The sequence below is a fragment of the Pseudomonas sp. GW822-FHT06D10 genome (assembly GCF_058799535.1).
The window spans coordinates 91,468-116,376 of the sequence record NZ_JBXALN010000012.1; the positions used below are offsets into that span (position 1 = coordinate 91,468).

Annotated in this window: 25 protein-coding genes; all 25 read left to right on the forward strand. The window is 59.3% G+C overall.

Annotated features, from left to right (window positions below; all coding sequences use genetic code 11):
* The first annotated feature begins 2 nt into the window (after nucleotides 1-2).
* The 25 genes from AC1RL5_RS30520 to AC1RL5_RS30640 all read left to right on the forward strand — a co-directional run bounded on the left by AC1RL5_RS30520 (nucleotide 3) and on the right by AC1RL5_RS30640 (nucleotide 24,899).
* Nucleotides 3-347 carry an Hpt domain-containing protein gene (locus AC1RL5_RS30520; RefSeq protein WP_011059981.1) on the forward strand — a complete coding sequence of 115 codons (345 nt, stop codon included), beginning with the start codon at nucleotides 3-5 and terminating at the stop codon, nucleotides 345-347.
* Between the two features lie 98 nt (nucleotides 348-445).
* Nucleotides 446-1,840: a flagellar hook-length control protein FliK gene (locus AC1RL5_RS30525; protein WP_207238963.1), complete on the forward strand. Its 1,395-nt coding sequence runs from the start codon at nucleotides 446-448 to the stop codon at nucleotides 1,838-1,840.
* A 190-nt stretch (nucleotides 1,841-2,030) separates the two neighbouring features.
* Nucleotides 2,031-2,531 (forward strand): flagellar basal body-associated protein FliL, encoded by a 501-nt coding sequence (fliL, locus tag AC1RL5_RS30530; protein WP_011059983.1) that lies wholly within the window; start codon nucleotides 2,031-2,033, stop codon nucleotides 2,529-2,531.
* A 9-nt stretch (nucleotides 2,532-2,540) separates the two neighbouring features.
* Nucleotides 2,541-3,509, forward strand: a complete 969-nt coding sequence (fliM, locus tag AC1RL5_RS30535) for a flagellar motor switch protein FliM (protein WP_011059984.1) — start codon at nucleotides 2,541-2,543, stop codon at nucleotides 3,507-3,509.
* 55 nt (nucleotides 3,510-3,564) lie between these two features.
* Nucleotides 3,565-4,026 (forward strand): flagellar motor switch protein FliN, encoded by a 462-nt coding sequence (gene fliN / locus AC1RL5_RS30540; protein ID WP_011059985.1) that lies wholly within the window; start codon nucleotides 3,565-3,567, stop codon nucleotides 4,024-4,026.
* Nucleotides 4,027-4,470: a flagellar biosynthetic protein FliO gene (fliO, locus tag AC1RL5_RS30545; RefSeq protein ID WP_072451682.1), complete on the forward strand. Its 444-nt coding sequence runs from the start codon at nucleotides 4,027-4,029 to the stop codon at nucleotides 4,468-4,470. It abuts the gene before it with no gap.
* A complete protein-coding gene (gene fliP / locus AC1RL5_RS30550; protein ID WP_072451681.1) occupies nucleotides 4,470-5,219 on the forward strand; it encodes a flagellar type III secretion system pore protein FliP in 750 nt (249 codons plus the stop codon). Before fliO ends, fliP begins: the two co-directional genes overlap by 1 nt.
* 24 nt (nucleotides 5,220-5,243) lie before the next feature.
* Complete coding sequence (gene fliQ / locus AC1RL5_RS30555; protein ID WP_011059988.1) at nucleotides 5,244-5,513, forward strand: flagellar biosynthesis protein FliQ; 270 nt, start codon at nucleotides 5,244-5,246, stop codon at nucleotides 5,511-5,513.
* Nucleotides 5,514-5,517: 4 nt separating this feature from the next.
* Complete coding sequence (gene fliR, locus AC1RL5_RS30560) at nucleotides 5,518-6,300, forward strand: flagellar biosynthetic protein FliR (RefSeq protein WP_072451680.1); 783 nt, start codon at nucleotides 5,518-5,520, stop codon at nucleotides 6,298-6,300.
* A gap of 3 nt (nucleotides 6,301-6,303) precedes the next feature.
* Complete coding sequence (gene flhB / locus AC1RL5_RS30565) at nucleotides 6,304-7,440, forward strand: flagellar biosynthesis protein FlhB (protein WP_011059990.1); 1,137 nt, start codon at nucleotides 6,304-6,306, stop codon at nucleotides 7,438-7,440.
* Nucleotides 7,441-7,594: 154 nt separating this feature from the next.
* Entirely contained in the window at nucleotides 7,595-8,716 is a 1,122-nt protein-coding gene (locus AC1RL5_RS30570; protein WP_072451679.1) for a DegT/DnrJ/EryC1/StrS family aminotransferase, read from the forward strand.
* A gap of 82 nt (nucleotides 8,717-8,798) precedes the next feature.
* Nucleotides 8,799-9,020, forward strand: a complete 222-nt coding sequence (locus AC1RL5_RS30575; protein ID WP_072451678.1) for an acyl carrier protein — start codon at nucleotides 8,799-8,801, stop codon at nucleotides 9,018-9,020.
* Between the two features lie 5 nt (nucleotides 9,021-9,025).
* Nucleotides 9,026-10,066 (forward strand): ketoacyl-ACP synthase III, encoded by a 1,041-nt coding sequence (locus AC1RL5_RS30580; RefSeq protein ID WP_072451677.1) that lies wholly within the window; start codon nucleotides 9,026-9,028, stop codon nucleotides 10,064-10,066.
* Between the two features lie 56 nt (nucleotides 10,067-10,122).
* Entirely contained in the window at nucleotides 10,123-10,881 is a 759-nt protein-coding gene (locus tag AC1RL5_RS30585; protein ID WP_072451676.1) for an SDR family NAD(P)-dependent oxidoreductase, read from the forward strand.
* A gap of 17 nt (nucleotides 10,882-10,898) precedes the next feature.
* On the forward strand, nucleotides 10,899-11,537 hold the full coding sequence (locus AC1RL5_RS30590; protein ID WP_072451675.1) for an acetyltransferase: 639 nt from the start codon (nucleotides 10,899-10,901) through the stop codon (nucleotides 11,535-11,537).
* A gap of 48 nt (nucleotides 11,538-11,585) precedes the next feature.
* Entirely contained in the window at nucleotides 11,586-12,719 is a 1,134-nt protein-coding gene (locus AC1RL5_RS30595) for an aromatic ring-hydroxylating oxygenase subunit alpha (RefSeq protein WP_176876763.1), read from the forward strand.
* Nucleotides 12,716-13,336 (forward strand): LbetaH domain-containing protein, encoded by a 621-nt coding sequence (locus AC1RL5_RS30600; RefSeq protein WP_492590159.1) that lies wholly within the window; start codon nucleotides 12,716-12,718, stop codon nucleotides 13,334-13,336. The genes AC1RL5_RS30595 and AC1RL5_RS30600 overlap by 4 nt, the downstream gene beginning before the upstream one ends.
* 58 nt (nucleotides 13,337-13,394) lie before the next feature.
* On the forward strand, nucleotides 13,395-14,630 hold the full coding sequence (locus AC1RL5_RS30605; RefSeq protein WP_194238183.1) for an FkbM family methyltransferase: 1,236 nt from the start codon (nucleotides 13,395-13,397) through the stop codon (nucleotides 14,628-14,630).
* Nucleotides 14,631-14,730: 100 nt separating this feature from the next.
* Nucleotides 14,731-18,249: a glycosyltransferase gene (locus AC1RL5_RS30610; RefSeq protein ID WP_492590157.1), complete on the forward strand. Its 3,519-nt coding sequence runs from the start codon at nucleotides 14,731-14,733 to the stop codon at nucleotides 18,247-18,249.
* Nucleotides 18,250-18,393: 144 nt separating this feature from the next.
* Complete coding sequence (flhA, locus tag AC1RL5_RS30615; protein WP_065363384.1) at nucleotides 18,394-20,523, forward strand: flagellar biosynthesis protein FlhA; 2,130 nt, start codon at nucleotides 18,394-18,396, stop codon at nucleotides 20,521-20,523.
* A gap of 11 nt (nucleotides 20,524-20,534) precedes the next feature.
* Nucleotides 20,535-21,857: a flagellar biosynthesis GTPase FlhF gene (gene flhF / locus AC1RL5_RS30620; protein WP_011060001.1), complete on the forward strand. Its 1,323-nt coding sequence runs from the start codon at nucleotides 20,535-20,537 to the stop codon at nucleotides 21,855-21,857.
* A gap of 118 nt (nucleotides 21,858-21,975) precedes the next feature.
* Nucleotides 21,976-22,806: a flagellar synthesis regulator FleN gene (gene fleN, locus AC1RL5_RS30625; RefSeq protein WP_011060002.1), complete on the forward strand. Its 831-nt coding sequence runs from the start codon at nucleotides 21,976-21,978 to the stop codon at nucleotides 22,804-22,806.
* Nucleotides 22,803-23,543 carry an RNA polymerase sigma factor FliA gene (gene fliA, locus AC1RL5_RS30630; protein WP_011060003.1) on the forward strand — a complete coding sequence of 247 codons (741 nt, stop codon included), beginning with the start codon at nucleotides 22,803-22,805 and terminating at the stop codon, nucleotides 23,541-23,543. Before fleN ends, fliA begins: the two co-directional genes overlap by 4 nt.
* A 165-nt stretch (nucleotides 23,544-23,708) precedes the next feature.
* The gene (locus AC1RL5_RS30635) at nucleotides 23,709-24,080 is read left to right on the forward strand and encodes a chemotaxis response regulator CheY (RefSeq protein WP_003183998.1); all 372 of its coding nucleotides are present in this window, start codon (nucleotides 23,709-23,711) and stop codon (nucleotides 24,078-24,080) included.
* Nucleotides 24,081-24,110: 30 nt separating this feature from the next.
* Complete coding sequence (locus tag AC1RL5_RS30640) at nucleotides 24,111-24,899, forward strand: protein phosphatase CheZ (RefSeq protein ID WP_011060004.1); 789 nt, start codon at nucleotides 24,111-24,113, stop codon at nucleotides 24,897-24,899.
* Nucleotides 24,900-24,909: the final 10 nt, after the last annotated feature.

Sequence of the window (24,909 nt, forward strand, 5' to 3'; positions counted from 1 at the left end):
AAGTGGCTGAGATTCATCTGGACCACACGGTGCTCAATGCTTTGCAAGAGGTGATGGAGGATGAATATCCCGTCCTGCTGGATACCTTCGTCTGTGATTCCGAGGAGCGTGTGCGGCTGCTGCATAAGTCCGAGGATACGATTTTGCTGGTAGCCACCGCCCACAGCCTCAAGGGCAGCAGCAGCAACATGGGCGCCACCCGCCTGGCCGAACTCTGTCATCAGCTGGAACTGCGGGCCGGGCAGTCGGCCGCGGATGGCATTCGACAATTGGTGGGGGAGATCGACGGCGAGTTCGCTATCGTTCGACGCTTGTGCGAGCAGGAGCTGCAGCGCTTTCATTGTTGAGAAACAGCTTTTTATCTGCGGATTGATAAAGCTGGCCCGGCCTTTGCAGTCAAGTCTTCCAACTGTACCTATGATCCCCGTGCAGCGGAGACTGTCCCATGGCTGTTACCCCTAATTCGCTTCTTCAGGCCACTGCCCAGGCCAGCGCTAAGTCCAAGACTCAAGCGGCGCCTGTCAGCCCCCTGGCGAGCATTGCCGAGCCTGGGGACAAGGCTTCCAGCTTCGCGCAGCTCTACGCCAAGGAATCCCAGAACCAGCCGCAGGCCAAGCCTCCAAGCTTTGCCGACAACTCGCCCAAACCGGTGCGCGACAAGGGGGCTGACAGTAGCCCGAAGAAGGATGTCAGCAAGGACTCTTCTGCCGCGCCGCAGCCAGCCGTTGCCGATAGCGGCAAATCCTTGCCTGCCGACAAGCCGGCCGGCAGCGACAGCAAAACAGCGCCCACAGATGCTGCCAAGCCGGCTGATACCGCACAAACCGACGCTCCGCCCCCCAGCGATCCGATGCTGGATCCAAGCCTGGTACAGGTCGCGCCGCCACAGCCTGTGGTGCCGGCTGAACCGGCCCCGGCGACACCTGCGCCGCCTCCGGTCGAGGCGGCTCCCGTCGCCCCTGCGCCGGCCATCGTTGCCGCAGTGGTGGCGCCACCCGTCGAGCCGGCCAAGCCTGAATTCGACCCCGAGGCTGATCCTCTGGATGCCTTGCCTGCGGTGCGCCTGGCCATGGAGCAGGGCGGCCATGTGTCGGCGTCCAGCCAGAGCCAGCCGAAGGCCGCGCCAGGCAATGCCGGCAATGAAGGGCAGCTGGCCTCGGTGCAGAACTTCGCCAATGGCATGGCCGGCATGCTCGAGCAGCAGGCGGGCAAGAGCGGCACCGAGCAGGGCGGCGAAAAGGCCTTTAGCGGGTTGATCGCCGATGGCTTGAAGGACCTCAAGGGGGCTTCCAGTGATACCCGGGTGGATGATTTCGCCAATCGCCTGGCGGCCTTGACCCAGGCCGCGACGCCCAAGACGGCCAACGCGGTGCCGGTCAACCAGCCGCTGGCCATGCACCAGAATGGCTGGACCGAAGAGGTGGTCAACCGGGTGATGTACCTGTCCAGCACCAGCCTCAAGTCGGCAGACATCCAGTTGCAGCCGGCCGAGCTTGGGCGCCTGGACATTCGCGTGCACATGATTCCGGACCAGCAGACCCAGGTCACCTTCATGAGTGCCCATGCTGGCGTTCGCGAAGCCCTGGAAGGGCAGATGCACCGCATGCGCGACATGTTCAACCAGCAGGGCCTGGGGCAGGTGGACGTCAACGTCTCCGATCAGTCCCGTGGCTGGCAGGGCCAGGAGCAGGCCCAGCAGGAGCAGAATCGCCGCAGCGGTTCCAGCACCAGCGGCGGGCGCCTGGACAGTGGCGATGATGAGTCGTCCCCGGCCGTGGCGGAAGTGCAGGCTCCGGTACAGACCGTGATCGGCAGCAGCGCCGTCGACTACTACGCCTGACCTGTGGCGGGGGCCGCTACCGGCCCCTGCACTGATCCTCGTGGTGTAACTGCAACAGCTTGCACCCCAGGTTTCCCTTCGCAGCATTGCCCTTCGCTGTTGATCCCCGCCTTTCTGACAAATCTGGCATAACACTTGCTCTTGCCTTGCCGTGCGACTGTGAACCCCCGATTAGTGACGGATTATTGGCATGGCGAAGAGCGAAGCAGCAGAAAAACCCACCGCAGGGAAAAGCAAACTCAAGCTTATCCTCTTGATTGTCCTGGCATTGTTGCTGGCCATCGGCCTGTCGGTCGGCGCCACCTGGTACTTCATGCACAGTGCTCAGAGCAAGCCGGCCCCGGCTGCGGAGACCGCCAGCAACGTCAAGCCTGCGGCGATCTACGAGCCCATGGCCCCAGCCTTTGTTGCCAACTTCACGCAGAACGGCCGGCAGCGCTACATGCAGGTGAGCATTACCCTGCTGGCGCGCAATCAGGCCGACCTGGATGCGCTGAAAGTGCACATGCCGGTGATCCGCAACAACCTGGTCATGCTCTTCTCCGGGCAGAGTTTCGACACCCTGGCCACTCCGGTCGGCCAGGAAATGCTCCGCCAGAAGGCCACCGCCAGCGTTCAGGAAGTGGCGCAGAAAGAGGTGGGCAAAGTGGTGGTCGAGCAGTTGCTCTTTACTAACTTCGTACTGCAGTAGGAACACGACATGGCCGTGCAGGACCTGCTGTCCCAGGATGAGATCGATGCGCTGTTGCATGGCGTCGACGACGGTCTGGTACAGACCGAACACGCTGCCGAGCCCGGCAGTGTCAAAAGCTATGACCTGACCAGCCAGGATCGCATCGTCCGTGGACGCATGCCGACCCTGGAAATGATCAACGAGCGTTTCGCTCGCTATACCCGTATCAGCATGTTCAACATGCTGCGCCGTTCGGCTGACGTGGCAGTGGGTGGCGTGCAGGTAATGAAGTTCGGCGAGTATGTGCACTCGCTGTACGTGCCTACCAGTCTGAACCTGGTGAAGATCAAGCCGCTGCGCGGCACCGCGCTGTTCATTCTTGACGCCAAGCTGGTATTCAAGCTGGTGGACAACTTCTTCGGCGGCGATGGCCGCCACGCGAAGATCGAAGGGCGTGAATTCACCCCGACCGAACTGCGGGTGGTGCGCATGGTGTTGGAGCAGGCCTTCGTCGATCTCAAGGAGGCGTGGCAGGCGATCATGCCGGTCAACTTCGAGTACATAAACTCGGAAGTGAACCCGGCCATGGCCAACATCGTCGGTCCCAGCGAAGCCATCGTGGTGTCGACCTTCCACATCGAGCTCGATGGCGGTGGCGGCGACCTGCACGTGACCATGCCGTATTCGATGATCGAGCCGATCCGCGAAATGCTCGACGCCGGCTTTCAGTCCGACCTGGACGACCAGGACGAACGCTGGAGCAAGGCTCTGCGCGAGGACGTGCTGGATGTGGCCGTGCCGCTGAGTGCCACTGTCGCCCGTCGTCAGTTGCGCCTGCGGGACATCCTGCACATGCAGCCTGGCGATGTGATCCCGGTGGAGCTGCCCGAAGACATGATCATGCGCGCCAATGGCGTGCCGTCGTTCAAGGTCAAGCTGGGTTCCCACAAGGGCAACCTGGCGCTGCAAGTGATCGAGCCGATCGAGCGCCGTTGAGCGGCGCTCCAACCTGTTTGCTGTTCAATGAATTTTTGCCCGTCGAGGACCCATGATGGCTGACGAAATTAACTCCCAGGACGACCAGGCGCTGGCCGACGAGTGGGCTGCTGCGCTGGAAGAAACCGGTGATGCCGGTCAGGCGGATATCGATGCCCTGCTGGCGGCGGACGCCGGCGCCGCGTCAAGTTCCGGGCGCTTGCAGATGGAAGAGTTCGGCAGCGTGCCGAAGAACCATGAGCCGGTCACATTGGACGGTCCTAACCTGGACGTGATTCTGGATATCCCGGTATCGATCTCCATGGAAGTGGGCAGCACCGATATCAACATTCGCAACCTGCTGCAGCTCAACCAGGGCTCGGTGATCGAGCTCGATCGCCTGGCCGGCGAGCCGCTGGACGTGCTGGTCAACGGCACCCTGATCGCCCATGGCGAGGTGGTGGTGGTCAACGAAAAGTTCGGCATTCGCCTGACTGACGTGATCAGCCCCAGCGAACGCATCAAGAAGCTGCGCTAAGTGAACAAGCTGCTTGGCATTGCATTCGCGCTGCCTCTGAGCGCCCTGGCCGCGGAACCGGCGGCCACCGCCGCGGTGGCTGCGGCTGCGCCCGTGACCGGCAGTGTCAGCGGCCAGTTGACCCAGCTGGTACTGGGCCTGCTGCTGGTGATCGGCGTGATCTTCTTCCTGGCCTGGCTGTTGCGCCGGGTGCAGCAGGCCGGTCCTGCCGGCAAGGGGCAGGTGATCGAACTGATCGGCTCCCGGGCTCTGGGCCCGCGCGATCGCCTGGTGCTGGTGCAGGTTGGCAACGAACAGATCCTGCTGGGCCTGACTCCGGGCACCATCACCCCGTTGCATGTGCTCAAGGAGCCGGTGCAGGTGCCCAATGCCGAGCAGGCGACGCCCGAGTTCGCCCAGCGCCTGATGGAGCTGTTGGGCAAGGATCAGAAGGATAAGAAGTAATGCCGTTGCGCATCATCTTGACGTTGGCACTGATGCTGGCGGCGCCGCTGGCGTTGGCGGCGGACCCGTTGTCGATCCCGGCGATCACCCTTGGCACCAATGCCAGCGGCCAGCAGGAGTATTCGGTCAGCCTGCAGATCCTGCTGATCATGACGGCGCTGAGCTTCATTCCAGCGTTCGTCATGCTGATGACCAGCTTTACCCGGATCATCATCGTCTTCTCGATCCTGCGTCAGGCCCTGGGCCTGCAACAGACCCCGTCGAACCAGATCCTCACCGGCATGGCGCTGTTTCTCACCCTGTTCATCATGGCGCCGGTGTTCGACCGGGTGAACCAGGACGCCTTGCAGCCTTACCTGGCGGAAAAACTCACCGCCCAGGACGCCGTGGCCAAGGCTCAGGTGCCGATCAAGGACTTCATGCTGGCGCAGACCCGCAGCAGCGACCTGGAGCTGTTCATGCGCCTGTCCAAGCGCACCGACATCGCCAGCCCCGACCAGGCGCCGCTGACCATCCTGGTCCCGGCCTTCGTCACCTCCGAGCTCAAGACTGCGTTCCAGATCGGCTTCATGATCTTCATTCCGTTCCTGATCATCGACCTGGTGGTGGCCAGTGTGCTGATGGCCATGGGCATGATGATGCTCTCGCCCCTGATCATTTCCCTGCCGTTCAAGATCATGCTGTTCGTCCTCGTGGACGGTTGGGCGTTGATCATCGGCACCCTGGCGGGCAGTTTCGGTGGTGTTTAAAACCTTGTTTGCGGGTGATCGACAATGACTCCGGAAGTCGCGGTAGACCTGTTTCGCGAAGCGCTCTGGCTGACCACCATGATGGTGGCGGTGCTGGTGGTGCCCAGCTTGTTGGTGGGCCTGATGGTGGCCATGTTCCAGGCCGCCACCCAGATCAACGAACAGACCCTGAGCTTCCTGCCGCGCCTGCTGGTGATGCTGGTGACCCTGATTGTCGCCGGGCCCTGGCTGGTGCAAACCTTCATGGAATACATCCGTCAGTTGTACGGCAGTATTCCGCAGTTGATCGGCTGAGCCCATGTCCCTGCTGGCGTTGACCGACACCCAGATCAGTACCTGGGTGGCGAGCTTCATGTTGCCGCTGTTCCGGGTCACCTCGCTGCTGATGGTGATGCCGGTCTTCGGGACCACTCTGGTGCCGCGGCGGGTACGCTTGTACTTTGCCCTGGCGATCACCGTGGTGATAGCGCCGGGGCTGCCGCCCATGCCCGAAGTGCACGCCCTGGATCTCAGTGGCCTGTTGCTGGTCGCCGAACAGATCCTGATCGGCGCGGTACTGGGGTTTTCCCTGCAGCTGTTCTTCCAGGCTTTCGTGGTTGCCGGACAGATCGTGGCGATCCAGATGGGCATGGGGTTCGCTTCCATGGTCGACCCCACCAACGGTGTGTCGGTGGCGGTGATCGGGCAGTTCTTCACCATGCTGGTGACCCTGTTGTTCCTGGCCATGAACGGCCACCTGGTGGTGTTCGAGGTGCTTACCGAGAGCTTTACCACCCTGCCGGTGGGTGGCGGCCTGATGGTCAACCATTACTGGGAGCTGGCAGGCAAGCTCGGTTGGGTGCTGGGGGCGGCGCTGCTGCTGGTATTGCCGGCGATCACCGCGCTGCTGGTGGTGAACATCGCCTTTGGCGTCATGACTCGCGCGGCGCCGCAATTGAACATCTTCTCCATCGGCTTTCCCCTGACCCTGGTGCTGGGTATGGGCATCGTCTGGGTCAGCCTGGCTGACATTCTCAATCAGTATCAACCGCTGGCCTCCGAGGCCTTGCAGTTCTTACGCGAACTGGCAAAGGCGCGCTGAGCCATGGCAGAGAGCGAGAGCGGTCAGGACAAGACAGAAGAGCCCACGGAGAAACGCAAAAAGGACTCCCGGGAAAAGGGCGAGATTGCCCGCTCCAAGGAGCTCAATACCCTGGCCATCATGCTGGCGGGGGCGGGCGGTCTGCTGGTCTATGGTGGTGGCCTGGCCCTGGACCTGCTGGAAATCATGCGCCTGAACTTCTCCCTGCCCCGTGAAGTGCTGCTCAGCCCCGGGGCCATGGGCCTGTACCTGCTGCATTCGGGCAAGATCGCCATCCTGGCGGTGCAGCCGGTACTGCTGACCCTGCTGCTGGCGGCGGTCATCGGCCCCATTTCCCTGGGCGGCTGGTTGTTCGCCGGCAAGAGCCTGGCGCCCAAGTTCAGCCGGATGAACCCGGCCAATGGCCTCAAACGGATGTTTTCCCCCACGGCGTTGATCGAGCTGCTCAAGGCCCTGGCCAAGTTTGCCTTGGTGCTGTTCGTGGCGCTCTCGGTGCTCTCGGCAGATATCGACGACCTCTTGCGTATCGCCCATGAGCCCCTGGAGAAGGCGATCATCCACAGCATCCAGGTGGTGGGCTGGAGCACCTTGTGGATGGCCTGCGGGCTGATCCTGATTGCCGCAGTGGATGTGCCGGTGCAGCTGTACCAGGCCCACAAGAAGTTGTTGATGACCAAGCAGGAAGTGCGCGACGAGCACAAGGACCAGGAGGGGCGGCCCGAGGTCAAGCAGCGGATTCGCCAGTTGCAGCGCGAGATGTCCCAGCGGCGGATGATGGCGGCGATCCCGGAGGCCGATGTGGTCATCACCAACCCGACCCACTACGCCGTGGCGCTCAAATACGATGCCGAGAAGGGCGGGGCGCCGGTGCTGCTGGCCAAGGGCAGCGACTTCCTGGCCTTGCAGATTCGCGAGATCGCCGTGGCCCACGAAGTCATGCTGCTGGAGTCGCCGGCCCTGGCGCGTTCGATCTTCTATTCCACCGAGCTTGAGGAAGAGATTCCTGCCGGGCTTTACCTGGCGGTGGCCCAGGTACTGGCCTACGTCTATCAGATCCGCCAGCACCGCGCGGGCAAGGGCAAGCGCCCGGATCCGCTCAAGGACCTGCCGATTCCGCCGGATCTGCGGCGCGACTCCTGAGGCGAGCGCCGCCAGATTGTTGGCTGGATTATTGCTTGTGGGTAGCCAGTGTATGGAAATGGTTACTTTTTTGACTAGGCAGAATCAATCTGAAAAAAGCGGGTGGATTGACTTTGTTCTTTGGGATGTTCGAACTGCTCAGAACTGATAAGTCATGGAAAAAATAATTACAGTTACCAGTCCGCTACTGCCGCCGTTAGAGGAATTTGTTCCTTATCTGGAGCAGATCTGGAAAAACAAGCGCCTGACCAATTGCGGTCCCTTCCATCAAGAACTTGAGCAAGCACTGGCTCGTTACTTGGGGGTCGGGCATTTGTCGTTGTTTGCCAATGGAACATTGGCCCTGATTACCGCTTTACAAGCGCTGCATGTGAAGGGTGAAGTGATTACCACGCCTTATTCTTTTGTCGCTACGGCCCATGCCTTGGTGTGGAATCGCTTGACCCCGGTGTTTGTCGATATCGATCCACAGACCTTCAACATCGACCCTAAAAAGATAGAACAGGCCATTACGCCACAGACGACCGCCATCATGCCGGTGCACTGCTATGGCAATCCCTGTGATGTAGAGGCGATTCAGGCCATCGCCGATAAACATGGATTGAAAGTAATTTTTGACGGCGCCCACGCGTTTGGCGTGGAAGATGCCGGTGGCAGTGTACTGCGCCATGGCGACCTCAGTGTCCTGAGTCTGCATGCAACCAAGGTTTTCAATACCTTCGAGGGCGGTGCGATCATCAGCCCGGATGAACAGACAAAGTTGCATATCGATCAATTGAGGAATTTTGGTTTTGTGGATGAGGTCACGGTGGTGACCTGTGGCATCAACGGCAAGATGAGTGAAGTAAATGCTGCGTTCGGGCTCTTGCAGCTGCAGCATATCGACGCGGCCCTGGAACAGCGTAGAGCTATCGATTGTTTCTATCGCTCTGAATTGCGAACCATCAAAGGTATTAACCTGGACCCGGTACCGGCCGCTCTTGTCTCGAACTATGCCTACTTTCCGATTGCCATTGAGCCCGAATATGCGCTGAGCCGCGATCAACTCTATGGGTTGTTGCAGGAGCACAATATATTCGCGCGCCGTTATTTCTATCCCCTGATTACCCAGATGTCGGTGTATGAAGGTATGGAAGGACTCCATCGCCATGCTTTGCCAGTGGCCGAAGCGTTGGCTGAAAAGGTTATCTGTCTGCCCATTTATCCAGGGTTGGAGCCAGAGGACCTGCAACGGATCGTTGCTGTCATTCGCTCAGGAAACTCGGCGAATATATAACGTACTGGAGAGGGGCTTTCGCCAAGAAGGCGAGTGTTTTGCGGAATTTTAAACCGCAGATTCTGATTATTAAGAGGCTGTTATGAGCAAAGAAGCATTTATCGAAAACTTTCTGTCTGCCACCGATTTTCAGGAGCCAGTTGAAGTCACCATGGAGACGGAGTTGCGCAATTTGCCAGAGTGGGATTCGCTCGCGGCATTGGGTGTGATTGTCATGTTTGATATTGAGTACAAGAAAGTGATCTCGGGCGACGACCTTGAAAAGGCTGTTACCGTTGGTGATCTTTACAACTTGGTAGGATAAGCCTCATGCCACTCGTTACGTTGAATTCCGTGCGCTTTGCCGGTATGGCAACTTGCGTTCCTAAACGAGTTGTTTCCAATCTGACTGATTGCAAGCCGCAGATTCGCCCAGAACGCGAAAGGCTGGTGCGCAATATCGGTATCGAGCTGCGAAGGCTGACGCAAGAGTGGCAGTGTTTTTCCGACCTGGCCTTCGATGCAGCCTCCAAGCTCATTGAAAGCCTGGAGTGGAAGCTCGAGGAAATCGACGCGCTGATCGTGGTTACCCAGTCCCCGGACTACCTGGCGCCTGCCACTGCGATCATTCTTCAGGATCGTCTGGGGTTGCCCCATACCACCCTGGCGTTCGACGTCAACCTCGGGTGTTCCGGCTATCCGTTCGGCCTGCATCTGCTCGGATCGCTGATCAGTGCCGGAGGTATCAAGAAAGGCTTGGTGCTGGTTGGGGACAGCGGTGCCCAGCTCAATGACCCGATCTTTTCGGATGCCGGCACCGCTACGGCGATGGAGTTCTGTGCGGATGCCCCGCCCATGTACTTCGACCTGAATAGCGATGGTAGCGGCCACAAAGCGATCATCCTTCCGGTTGGTGGGCATCGTGAGCCGGTAGGCATACAGCATCTGGTGCCATTCCGTGAGAATGAAAATGATCACTGGCATCGAGCTGTCGACTTGCAACTCGACGGTACTGCGGTGCTGAGCTTTTCCACTCAGCGGGTTCCACCGGCGGTAGAAAAATTGCTTGAATATGCCAATGTTTCAAAAGACGAAGTCGATTACTTCATCTTTCACCAGGCCAATCGAATGATCAACGAGACCATTCGTAGAAAGTTGGAACTTCCAGTCGAGAAAGTTCCTTCGACCTTGCGGGATTTTGGCAACACCAGCGGTGCTTCGCTGCCAGTCACCATGACTGCACGAATCAATAAACAGCTTGAAGAAGGAACTAAGCGTTTAGTGCTGTCAGGGTTTGGTATTGGCTTGTCATGGGGAACCTGCTTGGTGGATATCCAAGGGGCGAAGTTTCCTGATTTGATTGAGTCCTGATAGGGCCGGGAGGTCACTCCTCCCACTGACCGCAAATTTCTTCGGAGGGCAGCATAGTGGCTGATAACAGCTTTAATCCATTCAGTCTCAAGGGCAAGCGGGTCTTGGTGACCGGGGCCAGTTCGGGGATTGGACTCACAACGGCTTTGAATTGTGCTCGCATGGGCGCCGAGATTATTGCCACTGGGCGTGATAAGGAGCGCCTGACCAAGACGTTTGAAGAGTTGCAGAGCATTTCGAGTCTGGATCATAAAATGGTTGTAGCGGATCTTACCGTTGCGGCTGAGCGAGATGCTGTAATCGCTGCACTCGATTCGAAGATACACGGTTTGGTACATTCAGCGGGGATCTCCAGGCTGTCTCCAACTCGGATGATGACTGAGTCCCATCTTCAAGTGCTTCACCGAACCAATGTCGAAGCCCCTTTTCTGCTGACTCAAGGTGTTTTGAGACGCAATCTTGTTGCGGCTGATGGGGCTATTTTATTTATTGCATCCATTGCTGCACATAAAGGAGTGGCAGGGGTTGGCGGCTATTCCGGTACCAAGGCAGCATTGATTGCCATGGCGCGATGCCTTGCAACGGAAGTGGCTAAACATAGAATCCGGGTTAATTGTCTCTCGCCAGCATTGGTACATACGCCCTTGGTGGACGATGCTGAAAAGATGGTCTCCATGGATACGCTGGGCCAAGGGCAACTTCTGGGCTTTGGTATGCCGGATGATGTAGCCAATGCATGCATTTTCATGCTCTCCGATGCAAGCCGATGGATAACTGGCTCGACGCTTATCATGGACGGTGGGTTAACCATTTAACGAGCCATGGGGGCAATATGCGGCGAGTGATCATATTGGGGGCTGGCGGACTTGGGCGTCAGGTATTGGCTCGAATGGAGGCTGATGTAGCCTGTGGAGTTGATTGGATCATCGCCGGTTTTCTGGATGAGCGTGGGCCTGAGGTTGTAGCGGAGATTCTTAATTGTCCCTGGTTAGGGTATCCGGAGCATTTTCAACCACAGTCCGACGACTTGTTTATCGTTGCGATCGGAGATCCTGCGAGTAGAGAAAAACAGGTGAAACTGCTGCTCGGCAAAGGCGCGAAGTTCATTGACTATGGAAGACCTGGTTTCCTTGGTGTTAGAACAGCTTGGGGGCCAACGTTTTTCGGCTATGACGTAAGTTGCGGCGTTGATAGTCAGATCGGTAATTACTGCTTTATCGATCAAGACAGCATGATCGGTCACGACGTGGTGATTGGCGACTATGTACATATCGCGCCCCGTTGTTTGTTGGCCGGCTACGTCAAGGTGGGCAACGGTGTGGTGATCAACTCCGGGGCCATGCTATCCCGCGGGGTCACTGTGGGTGATGGAGCGGTGATCGGCATGGGAGCCGTGGTCTTCAAGGATGTTCCTGCCGGTGCGACGGTGGTGGGCAACCCTGCTCGAGTCATTTTCACCAAGCAGGATTGAAGGCTGGGTATTCATCTCGCTGCTCGGTCTTTTTTGTGGATACGTTTTATGTCGCGTCATGCGTTGGATGCAAGCCATTACACCTCCCAGGAAACTCTTTCTCGCGAGCGTGCCCACTTGTTTGGCGCGTTGTGGACCTTCGTCGGGTTCACGTCGATGGTGCGCGAGCGAAATCAGTTCTTCACTCGCAAGGTGGCGGGTGTGCCGATCCTGGTTCAGAGAACCGAAGCCGGTATCCGGGCCTTTATCAATGAGTGCCCCCATCGGCTGTCGCCTATTCAGACCGAGAGTGCCGGCAAGCGCCCTATGGTCTGCCCTTACCATGCCTGGTCATTTGGTGCCGAGGGCGAGTTGCGTGGCATACCCAATCATGGGCTTTACCAGTTCAGTGCCGCGGAGCGAGAAAAGATCTGCCTGAAGAAACTTCATCTGGAGGAAGTCGGCCAGTTGTTGTTTGTGAATTTTGCGCAGAGTCCCATTGCACTGAATGAGCAATTTACGGATGAGTTCATCGGGCAGTTGCAGGATGTGTCCTCTCATCTGGATTCGCAGATTATCTACAGTTGCCATCAGGTCCGGTATAACTGGAAGTTGAATATGGAGAACGTGAAAGACTATAACCACGTTCCTTTTATTCATCCGCAAACCTTCATGCCGGCCATGAATCAAATGGTCAAGGAGATCCCTGTAGTTGGCGATGACGGAGGATCGGAAGTCATCAGGCTGATTTCTACTGCCGAATCTCCTGAACTTGACTCGCTGAGTTACAGCACCAAGGCTCTGATCAAGCCCTACGAGAACTGGTTTGCGCCGTTGTGCGAAAAATATGGCAGTGAACATGCCTACTACAACTGGTTCATTTATCCCAATGTCAACTTCTGTAGTGTCAAGGGTGATCACTTTCTACTTCAGCAGTACGATCCCGTATCCCCTGGGGTTACCGATTATCACCTGTGGATGATGACCGCCACACGCAAGGATGTCCGCACCGACTTTACTGCGTTGCTGGCAACTTTGATTCGTGGCGAGCGCAAGGTCATAGCCGAGGACACGGTTGTGCTCGAGCGTTTGCAGGATGGGTTCGGTGAGCACTCTCGGCGCTTCATGCACGGCGAGTATGAGGCGCATATCGTTCAACAGCATCTCTGGTATAGAACTCATGTTTTGGGAGAGCGCCCATGACTCGCCATATCGTGCTGGGGGAGGGCTGGGCCTTCGAGCATGCCTGCCAGATGGCCACTGAGCTGGGCTTGCCCCATGTGCAGCACCGCCTGCTTTCGGCTGATCGTTACAACTTTCAGCTGGATGAATTCATCGATCGGTATCCGGCGCAAGACTTCGAAGTGTTTGTGGCGCTGGATGAGCGTGCGGTCAACTATTCGCGATACAAGTTGATTGCTCAGGTTCGGTTGGCGGGGTATCGCCTGTTCAATCTGGTTTCGCCTCGATCCATTGTTGAAGAAAACGCCGTTCTGCAAGGCAATGCCTATGTGGGGGCGGGCTGCAACCTGGCCTCCGGTGCGGTAGTGGGGCTGGGCTCCTGGCTTGATCGCCAGGTAACTCTGGACTGCTCCGTGCAGTTAGGGGCCTGTGTGACCTTGCAGGCGGGTGTGACCCTGGGGCGCGGCGTGGAAATCGGCAGGGGCACCACGCTCTCCGCTGGCAGCTTTGCGCTGGCGGGCACGAAAGTCGGTCGCCATTGCGAGTGGTTGTTGGGCGGGAAGTTGCCGGAAGTCCTTGCTGACAAGTCCTTTTATGATGCCCTGATGCCAGATGGCGCCAGAATCCTGAAAAACTGAATGTTAATTATCTTGCCGATTCGCTCAGGCAATTGGGCGGGCCGTTTCTGGAGTGGGTATGCCGAGTAATTATGCTGGTGTTAAAGGGCTGGAAGTGGCTGGTAACTATGAAAACCTGGTCACCATCTTTCAGCGGGCGGTCTCTGCGTATCAACATGATCCGCGCTTCTGTATTGCGCCTGAGGCCTGTCATGTCTACGACGCAAATGGGCGTGAAACAAAAGTCGTGCTGTTGGGAACGACCCAGTTCTCTCAACTCTTTATCAATGAAGCTGCCGGCAGAGTGCGGATTGTTGCCGTGGTCGACGACTTCAAGGCCGGCAAGATGGAAAGCTTTCATGGCGTTCCGGTGATCAGTTCGGATGCCTTCCTGAAGTTGGCCCGGGATACTGCGCTGATCAGTGTCAATGGCTGTCGGTATGATCACTCCCGGCGTTATTTCAAAAGCCTGGCGCTGCGCAACAACATCCCCATGCTCAACTTTGAGCAGGGCTTGCGGCTGCTTTCCATCAACCCGGCGAGCGACCATCGGATTGATGACTGGGGCAGCTACATTGTTGCTCACGCCCAGGAGTTGATCGCTCTCGGGCGGCGTCTGGACGATGACTATTCACGCTTCACCCTGTTCAGCGTTTTGCTCGGCCATTTGACGTGCGACCCCGAGTGGATACTCAACGCTGCCAAGCCCTACTTGACCCTGTATTTCCGTTCCGGCTTGTGGCTGCCTGATCAGAATGAGCGATTCGCTGACTGTGGCGCCTCGATTGCCGAGTCCGCCAAGGCCTTTCTCGATGCGACCGACGGCCGCTTCCAGAAGATCTGGATGATCGAGCCGGATGAAGTCAATCGGGCCACCATTCAATCCTTCATCAGCGGTTACAACGGTACTCTCGCGCCTGCCCAGTCAGGTGCCATCGAGTTGCTGGGTTGTGCGTTGAGCAACGAAGACGGGCTGATGCCGTTCTTGCATGAGGGCGGGCACGGCGGTCACCTGTTATCTGCCGCTACTGCCCAGGCCATCTGCCGGGATGTCGATGTGCGCCGTCTGGATTCATTGCTTGATGACAGCCCGACGCTGATCAAGATGGACATCGAAGGGGCGGAATTGCAGGCCTTGCAGGGGGCCCGTGAGCACATCAGTCGTGGGCGCCCGAAAATGGCCATTTCGGCTTATCACCGGTCTGGCGATTTGCTGGATATCACCCGTTTTGTCGAAAGTGTGCGTGGCGACTACAAGATCGGCCTGCGCCACCACACCGAAGAGCGCTGGGATACCTGCCTGTACTTCTATTGATCTGCGTGCTGGCGCGCTGCATTGGCGCGCCATTTGATTGGGCCTGTGCCACTCGAGCGAAGGTGGCGGGCTATCGGCATTAACTAGCAAGAAGGTTTATATGAGCGCAAAGCCACTGGTCAGTGTGGTCATTCCTGCTTACAAGGCAACTTACTTTGAAGCGGCGCTGGCCAGTGTCTGTGCGCAGAGCTACGAGCATCTGGAGGTGGTGGTATGCGATGACTCGCGTACCGGAACCATCCGTGAGTGCACGGCTCGTTATCAGGAGTCCTGCTCTTTTCCGATTCGCTATGAGTTCAATGAGTCTCTGCGCGGCGAGCTCTTCAATGCCATTGAGTGCATAAAAGTCGCCAGTGGAAAGTACATCAAGTTCCTCCATGACGACGATGTATTGCACCCTGAATGTGTCGCGCAACTGGTGGCTGCGATGGAGTCAGATCCCTCTGTGGCCATGGCGTCTTCGCGTCGCCGCCTGATCGATTCCGACGGGGTCCCGCAACCGGATGCCCTGGCCACATCCCTGCCTTTCGCTACCGATGTGGTTATCGATGGCAAGGAGCTGACCAGCCTGCTGGCCGACCATAGCCTCAACTTCATCGGCGAGCCGAGTTGCGTGCTTTGTCGCCGAGAGGATCTGCTGGCGCTGGGGGATGGCCTTATGTCGCTCAATGGTTGCCTGATCTATTGGGTGGGCGACCTGGCGATGTATGTGAAGCTGCTGCAAAAGGGCAACCTGGCGTTGCTGAAGCAGCCGCTGACCGATTTCCGAGTGTCCCTGCAGCAGGGCAGTCAGCAGGGGCGCGACAAGCCGGGTATCGGTAACCAGGGGCACGCTGATTTCAAACGGACATTGCGCGAACTGGGCTGGCATCGAGGGGGGCTGGATAACCATCTGGTTTCGGTGCGTTCCCTGTATGGCGGCGACAGGTTCGAGCCGGTGGATATCCTGGCTGCTCTGCGCCAGAGTTACGCCAAGGGCGTGGCCGACCGGCAGATCAACAGCTGGATCGAGCAGCGGGTGCCAAGCCCGACCCAGTTGCATTTGATGGAGGGCTATCTGCAGTCCGGCGGCGGTGCTCCTTCAATCGGCATCATCGTCCTTGATCTGGCCGCGGATGCCCAGGCGCTGGCGCGCACCCTGCATAGCCTGGCGGCGCAGCCGCAGGGGCTTGTGCAACTGAAAGTGACGGTACTGGGGCATGAGGCGCCTGGCTTGGTTGCCGGCGGCGCCGAGCTGCACTTCACACCGGTTCAGGCGAACTACGCAGAGCAGGTCAATCGTTTGCTGCAAGAAGATGCATGCGAATGGTGTGTGCTGGTCCGCGCCGGTGATGAGTTCACGCCAAGCGGCCTGTTGGTCGCCAGCCTGGAGTTGCTGCCGGATCCCGACTGCCGTGCAGTGTTCTGTGATGGCGTGCTGCGAGAAGCCAATGGCGACACGGGGGTCATGCTGCGCCCGGACTTCAACCTGGATTACCTGCTGAGTTTCCCGGGGGTGCTGGCGCGTCACTGGATCTTCAGGCGTCGGGTGCTGATCGAGGCGGGTGGTTTTGATGGTGCCTACGCGCGGGCCCTGGAGTTCGAGCTGATCCTGCGCCTGATCAATCAAGGTGGCATTGACGGTTTCGGGCATATCCCGGAATTGCTGCTGAGTTGTCCGCCCGTGGCCCTGGATGAAAATGAAGATGAGCGCCGTGCGCTGGTCGAGCACCTGTCGCAGCGTGGCTATGCCAGCGCGCAGGTCGACAGCTCGCTTGCGGGACACTATCTGATCGACTACGGGCACCAGGCCCGCCCCCTGGTATCGATCGTGGTGGTGGTGAGTGACGACCTGGCGGCGGCGCAGCGCTGTATTTTCAGTGTCCTGGAGCACACCCGTTACCCTTTCTACGAGTTGCTGATCGTCGATAACGCCTGTCAGGCCGCAGAGGCAAGGCAGTGGTTGCAGGCTGTCGCGGAGCTGTCGGCTGAGCGTATCCGGGTAGTCAGCCTGCCTTATGCCGTGGATCGTTCCACCGCCAACAACCTGGGGGCGCAGCAGGCTTCTGGTGAATATCTGGTATTCCTGCGTGCGCTGACGGCGATCTTCGACGGTGGCTGGATTGATGCGCTGTTGAATCACGCGCTGCGCCAGGAGGTGGCGGTAGTGGGGGCCAAAGCGCTCTCCAGTGATGGCGAAGTGAGCCATGGCGGATTGATCCTGGGGCTGGCGGCCGGCGGGGCGGCAGCATTTGCCGGGCAGCAGGCCGACGCTGCCGGGTACATGAATGGCTTGCAGGTGGATCGCAATTGCAGTGCGGTCGCCGACATCTGCCTGATGGTACGTAAAGCCCTGTTTGATGGGGTGGGTGGCTGGGATGCCGAGCTGTTCCCTGAGGCGGGAGCGGATATTGACCTGTGCCTGCGCCTGGCGGGCCATGGTTATCTGACCGTGTGGACGCCGCGTGCGCGGGTCATGCACGGTATGCCGCCGGCCGCGTTTGCGCCGCGGGATGAAGATGCCTTGTCCCAGCGCTGGCTTTCGGTGCTGGCGCGGGACCCGGCCTACAACCTGAATTTTTCCCTGGGGCAGCCAAAGGGCTTCCAACTGGCCGAGCCGTCGTTAAGTTGGCGTCCGCTGATCTGGCGCCCGTTGCCAGTGGTGCTGGTGCATCCTTCGGATCGTTATGGCAGTGGTCACTATCGGGCCATTCGACCGATGGAGGAGCAGAGTTCGGCGGGCCTGATCGACGGGGTGCTGTCGATGGCGCTGTTATCGCCGGCCGAACTGGCGCGAGTGGCCCCGGATTCGATGGTTTTCCAGCGCCACATCGGCGAGGAGTCGCTCAGCGCCATGCGTCGTGCGCAAGCCTTCTCGCGCAGTTTCAAGGTCTTTGAGCTGAACGATCACCTGCCAAGCCTGGCTGTTGGGGAGGCTGCCCAGGGCATGACGCCTGGGGATATTTCCTACTATTTGCGCGAAGCCGTGGCCTGCGTCGATCGCCTGGTGGTGTCCACCGAAGCCCTGGCCGACGCTCTGCATGGCCTGCATCCGGATACCCGGGTCATCCACAGTCGTCTGGACCAGCAGGGCTGGGGGGCGTTGCCAAGCAGCCAGCGGTGTGCCGGCGACAAGCCCCGGGTAGGGTGGGCAGGCGCGGACTGGCAGCTGGCCAATCTTCAAGTGATCGGCGAGGTGGTGAAAGCCCTGGCGACGGAAGTCGACTGGGTGTTCATGGGGGCTTGTCCCGAGGAACTGCTGCCCTATGTCAAGGAAGTGCATCGTGGTGTGGAGATCAGCCTGTATCCGGCGGCGCTGGCCGGGCTGAATCTGGATCTGGCAGTAGCGCCCATGCAGCAGAGTCTGCTCAACGAGTGCAAGAGCAACCTGCGTCTCCTGGAGTATGGCGCCTGTGGTTATCCGGTCATCTGCAGTGATCTGGCGTGTTTCCGCGGTGATTTGCCGGTGACTCGGGTTGCCAATCACTTCCAGGACTGGAGGGCGGCGATCCGCATGCATCTGGATGATCCACAGGCCAATGCCCGGGCCGGGGATGCCCTGCGTGAAGTCGTCCGGCGCGACTGGATGCTGGACGCTAGCGCATTGATGGCGTGGCGTGCTGCCTGGCTGCCGGATTAATCACGGCCACTCTGAGGTTTCCGGCATTTTCGGCTCAATGCCGGCGCCATATTTCCTTTCGGTAAAAGTTGGAAGGTTTCTTGCAGTAGCAGCCCCGTGCCGCTTCAGGCGTCAAAAGTTTGCTTTACGGAACGGGGTAAATCGGTGGATCGCTCTCAGTTAATCAACACGGCTCGCAGCAACCTGGCTGACCTCGGTCGAGGCAATCTGGGTGTGCCGGTGCTGCTGTTGGTCATGCTGGCCATGATGATGTTGCCGGTCCCGGCGTTCCTGCTGGACGTGTTCTTCACGTTCAACATCGCTTTGTCGATCGTGGTTCTGCTGGTGTGCGTGTACGCCCTGCGGCCGCTGGACTTTGCCGTGTTCCCCACCATTCTGCTGGTGGCCACGCTGCTGCGCCTGGCGCTCAACGTGGCCTCGACCCGGGTGGTGATGCTCCATGGCCAGGAGGGCCACGCCGCTGCCGGTAAGGTGATCCAGGCCTTCGGTGAGGTGGTGATCGGCGGCAACTACGTGGTCGGTATCGTGGTCTTTGCGATCCTCATGATCATCAACTTCGTGGTGGTGACCAAGGGTGCCGGCCGTATTTCCGAGGTGAGCGCGCGCTTCACCCTGGACGCCATGCCCGGCAAGCAGATGGCCATCGATGCTGACTTGAACGCCGGCCTGATCGACCAGAACCAGGCCAAGCTGCGCCGTCTCGAAGTGGCCCAGGAGGCCGAGTTCTACGGTTCCATGGACGGTGCCAGCAAATTCGTGCGCGGTGACGCCATCGCCGGTTTGCTGATCCTGTTCATCAACCTGATCGGCGGCATGGCCGTCGGTATCTTCCAGCACAACATGAGCTTTGGCGATGCGGGCCGGGTATACGCCTTGCTGACCATCGGTGACGGTTTGGTGGCGCAATTGCCATCACTGTTGCTGTCCACTGCGGCGGCGATCATGGTGACCCGGGCTTCGGGTTCCGAAGACATGGGCAAGCAGATCAACCGCCAGATGTTCGCTTCGCCCAAGGCGCTGGCGGTGGCAGCCGGCCTGATGGCCGTGATGGGGCTGGTGCCGGGCATGCCGCACGTCTCCTTCCTCAGCCTGGCGGCCGTGGCCGGTGGCGCCGCTTACCTGGTCTGGAAAAAACAGAACCAGGTCAAGGTCAAGGCTCTGGAAGAGGTCCAGCGTCAACAGGACCTGCTGCCTTCCCCGGCCCGTGCCCTGGAAACCAAGGAGTTGGGTTGGGACGACGTGACGCCGATCGACATGATCGGCCTGGAAGTCGGTTACCGCCTGATTCCCCTGGTGGATCGCAACCAGGGCGGGCAATTGCTGGCGCGGATCAAGGGGGTGCGCAAGAAGCTCTCCCAGGACCTGGGCTTTCTCATGCCCACGGTGCATATCCGCGACAACCTGGACCTGGCGCCGAGCGCCTACCGCCTGACCCTGATGGGGGTGATCCTGGCCGAAGCGGAGATCTATCCGGATCGCGAGCTGGCGATCAACCCGGGGCAGGTCTATGGCACGCTCAACGGCATCTCCGCTCGGGACCCGGCCTTTGGTCTGGAAGCGGTGTGGATCGAAATCAGCCAACGGCCGCAGGCGCAGTCCCTGGGCTACACCGTGGTGGACGCCAGTACCGTGGTCGCCACCCACTTGAACCAGATTCTGTACAAGCACTCCAGCGAACTGATCGGCCACGAAGAGGTCCAGCAGTTGCTGCAAGTGTTGTCCAAGAGTTCGCCGAAGCTGGCCGAGGAATTGGTGCCGGGCGTGCTGTCGCTGTCGCAGTTGCTCAAGGTCCTGCAAGCGCTGCTGGCCGAGCAGGTGCCGGTACGCGACATCCGCAGCATTGCCGAAGCCATCGCCAACAATGCCGCCAAGAGTCAAGATACTGCCGCTTTGGTTGCCGCGGTACGCGTCGGATTGTCTCGTGCCATCGTCCAAAGCATTGTAGGCACTGAGTCTGAGCTGCCTGTGATCACCTTGGAGCCAAGGTTGGAACAAATTTTGCTCAGCAGTCTGCAGAAGGCAGGACAAGGCCAGGAAGAAGGCGTTCTGCTGGAGCCAAGCATGGCAGAGAAGCTGCAGCGTTCGCTGATCGATGCGGCGCAGCGTCAAGAGATGCAAGGTCAACCGGTGATTCTGTTGGTAGCGGGGCCGGTCCGCGCCATGCTCTCGCGGTTCGGCCGTCTCGCCGTCCCGGGTTTGCATGTGCTGGCGTACCAGGAAATTCCGGACAACAAGCAAGTGACCATCGTTGCGACAGTAGGGCCCAACGGCTGAGGTAGTGGGTTATGCAAGTTAAGCGTTTTTTCGCCGCCGATATGCGTCAGGCCATGAAACTGGTTCGTGATGAGTTGGGCGCTGAAGCCGCCATCATCGGCAACCGGCGGATCGCCGGCGGTGTCGAGCTGACGGCTGCGCTGGATTACAAGTTGTCGGCCTTGTCGCCACGGGTTCCGAACATGGAACTCGAGGACGAGCTGCGCAAGACCCAGTCGCGGATTGTCACCGCCCAGGCCGAACTGAGCCTGCGGGGCGAGGGCGACAGTGCCTCGATCACCAATCGCCAGCTGTTCGCCGGCCTGCCGTTGACCGCGGCCGAGCCCCTGATCGAGCCGACCCTGACCGAGCGTCCGCGCCCGGCGCCGGCTCCTGCAGCGCCACCTGCCGATACGCGGGCGCTGGACTCGATGCGTTTCGAGCTCAACGGTCTGCGCGAACTGCTGGAAGTGCAGCTCGGCTCCCTGGCCTGGAGCCAGTTGCAGGGCAGCCGTCCGGAGCAGGCCAACCTCTGGCGTCGCCTGCAGCGCATCGGCCTGTCGGGCCCGCTGGCCCGCGACCTGCTGGCACTGATTACCGAAATCAACGAACCCCGTCAGGCCTGGCGCATGTTGCTGGCGCACCTGGCGCGAATGATCCAGACCCCGGAAGTCGAGCCTCTGGAAGAGGGCGGTGTGATCGCCATGGTCGGCCCGGCCGGCATGGGCAAGACCACCACCCTGGCCAAGCTGGCGGCGCGCTACGTGCTCAAGTACGGGGCGCAGAACATTGCCCTGGTGAGCATGGACAGCTACCGCATCGGCGCCCAGGAGCAGCTCAAGACCCTGGGGCGCATCCTCAATGTGTCGGTGACCCATGTGGACCCGGGCCAGTCCCTGGCCCAGGCACTGGATCCGCTGCTGCGCAAGCGCGTGGTGCTGATCGATACCGCCGGCCTGCAGGCCAGCGATCCGGCGTTGCGCATGCAACTGGAGAGCCTGGCCGGTCGTGGCATTCGTGCGAAGAACTATCTGGTACTGGCTACCACCAGCCAGAAACAGGTGCTGACCGCCGCCTACCACAGCTACAAACGCTGCGGCCTGGCCGGTTGCATCCTGACTAAACTTGATGAAACAGCCAGTCTTGGCGAAGTGCTGAGCCTGGCCATCAGTCATGAACTGCCGGTTGCCTATCTCACCGATGGTCCGCGGATTCCTGACGATCTGCACCTGCCTCGCCGGCATCAGCTGGTGAGTCGCGCGGTAAGCGTACAGATGCAGGAAGAACCCAGCGAGGAAGCCATGGCCGACATGTTCGCTGACCTTTACCACAGCCCGTCCAAACGGGTTGGCTGAGGTAATCATGAATAGATTGCAGTGTATCTACATCGATGGTCTGCCATGCATTGTTCCAATGGTGAACGCGCAGCCAGTTATGTGGCCCCGTCTAAGTAAGACAAGGTAAAGAAAGAACATGGGCAGCATGCATCCCGTACAGGTGATTGCGGTGACCGGCGGCAAAGGTGGCGTCGGCAAGACTAATGTGTCAGTGAACTTGTCCCTGGCTCTGGCTGAGCTCGGCCGGCGGGTCTTGCTGCTGGATGCCGACCTGGGACTGGCCAATGTCGATGTCCTGCTGGGCCTGACTCCCAAACATACCCTGGCCGACGTCATCGAGGGCCGTTGCGAGCTGCGCGATGTGCTGCTCCAGGGCCCTGGAGGCATCCGCATCGTACCGGCCGCCTCGGGTACCCAGAGCATGGTGCACCTGAGCCCCGCGCAGCACGCTGGCCTGATCCAGGCCTTCAGCGATATCGGCGACAATCTCGATGTGCTGGTGATCGACACCGCTGCGGGTATTGGTGACTCGGTAGTCAGCTTTGTCCGCGCGGCCCAGGAAGTACTGCTGGTGGTGTGCGACGAGCCGACCTCGATCACGGACGCCTACGCGCTGATCAAACTGCTCAACCGCGACTACGGCATGAACCGTTTCCGGGTCCTGGCCAACATGGCTCAGAGCCCTCAGGAAGGTCGCAACCTGTTTGCAAAATTGACCAAGGTCACGGATCGCTTCCTGGACGTGGCCTTACAATACGTCGGCGCAGTTCCCTACGACGAAAGCGTACGCAAGGCCGTGCAAAAGCAGCGTGCGGTCTATGAAGCCTTTCCTCGTTCGAAGTGTGCATTGGCGTTCAAGGCCATCGCGCAAAAAGTCGATACCTGGCCGTTGCCGGCGAACCCACGCGGGCATCTGGAGTTTTTTGTCGAGCGGCTAGTGCATCAAACAGCGGGACCGGTGCTATGACTGCCAGTGGCTACAACCTCTACAAGAAGTCGGCGCGTGACAGCCAGTACGAATTGATCGAGCGCTACGCGCCTCTGGTCAAGCGTATTGCCTATCACCTGCTGGCGCGGTTGCCGGCCAGTGTTCAGGTAGAAGACCTGATTCAGGCCGGGATGATCGGTTTGCTCGAAGTGTCGACCAAATACGACGCGAGCAAGGGGGCGAGTTTCGAAACCTACGCGGGTATCCGTATCCGTGGGGCGATGCTCGACGAGGTTCGTAAAGGCGACTGGGCACCGCGTTCGGTGCACCGTAATACGCGCATGGTCAGTGATGCGATTCGCGCAATTGAAGCTAAAACCGGTCGTGACGCTAAAGATCATGAAGTTGCGGCCGAACTTCAATTGAGTCTCGACGATTATTACGGGATTTTGAACGACACCTTGGGCAGCCGCCTGTTCAGTTTCGACGACCTGTTGCAGGACGGCGAGCATGAAGGGCTGCATGAGGATGGCGCCAGTGCTCATCTCGAGCCGTCACGGGACCTGGAGGATGAACGCTTCCAGGCCGCGTTGGCGGATGCGATTGCCAATTTGCCGGAGCGCGAGCGACTGGTGTTGGCGCTGTACTACGACGAAGAGCTGAACCTCAAGGAAATCGGTGAGGTCCTGGGGGTCAGCGAATCGCGGGTCAGCCAGTTACACAGCCAGTGCGCAGCCCGTTTGCGGGGGCGTTTGGGGGAGTGGCGAGCGCGCTGACAGGCAGTGTGGGGACACTGCGTTCAGGACCGGTGAAGCAAGCGCTGCACCGGTCTTGCAGTATGTGCTCCATGCAGTCGTTGTGTGTTATGCCGGATTGATTGAATGGCGCGTTCAGGTGCTGGATGCGTTTAAGACTGCTTGGAGGTCGAATTGGACAAGAACATGAAAATCCTCATCGTTGATGACTTTTCAACGATGCGGCGGATCATTAAGAACCTGTTGCGTGATCTGGGATTCACCAACACGGTCGAGGCCGACGATGGCACTACCGCCATTCCGGTACTCAACAGCGGGAGCATCGACTTTCTGGTAACGGACTGGAACATGCCGGGCATGACCGGTATCGACCTGCTGCGCCACGTGCGCGCCGATGAAAAACTCAAGCACCTGCCGGTATTGATGGTGACTGCTGAAGCCAAGCGCGAGCAGATCATCGAAGCTGCCCAGGCCGGCGTAAACGGCTATGTCGTCAAACCATTCACGGCTCAGGCGTTGAAAGAGAAGATCGAAAAAATCTTCGAACGCATCGGTTGAGACGCGTAGCCATTCCGCCACGGGGGAGCTATGGAGCATAACGAATCTTCACTGGGCGACTTTGAGTCGACCCTGAAAAAACATGCGCTGGAACTGGTCGAGAGCCTTGAAAAGGGCCGGTTCGGCGAAGCGGTGCAATTGATCCATGAGCTCAATCAGACCCGTGACCGCGGCCTGTACCAGGAAGTGGGCAAGCTCACCCGCGAGCTGCATAGCGCGATCGTCAATTTCCAGATTGACCCGCACATGCCGCAAGCCGAGGAAGTTTCACAGATCACGGATGCCACTGAGCGCCTGTCCTATGTGGTCCGGCTGACGGAAGCCGCAGCCAACCGCACCATGGACCTGGTGGAGAGCAGCACCCCGCTGGTCAACGGCCTGAGCACTGAAGCCCAGGCCTTGAGCGCAGACTGGGGGCGCTTCATGCGGCGCGAGGTCGGCGCTGAAGAGTTTCGCGAGCTGGCGCGCCGGGTCGACAGTTTCCTGACGCGCAGCGAACAGGAAACCCGTACCGTTTCCGGCCACCTCAACGACATTCTGCTGGCGCAGGATTACCAGGACCTGACCGGTCAGGTGATCAAGCGTGTGACCCAGTTGGTCACGGAAGTCGAAAGCAATCTGCTCAAACTCGTCTTGATGGCCAGCCAGGTCGATCGTTTCGCCGGTATCGAACATGACCGTGAATCGATCCTCGCTGAAAAAGATCCGCAAAAACATCTCGCCAAGGGTGAAGGTCCGCAGATTCATGCCGATAAACGGGAAGACGTTATGTCCGGTCAGGACGATGTAGACGATTTGCTTTCCAGCCTTGGATTCTAGGAGCACCCAT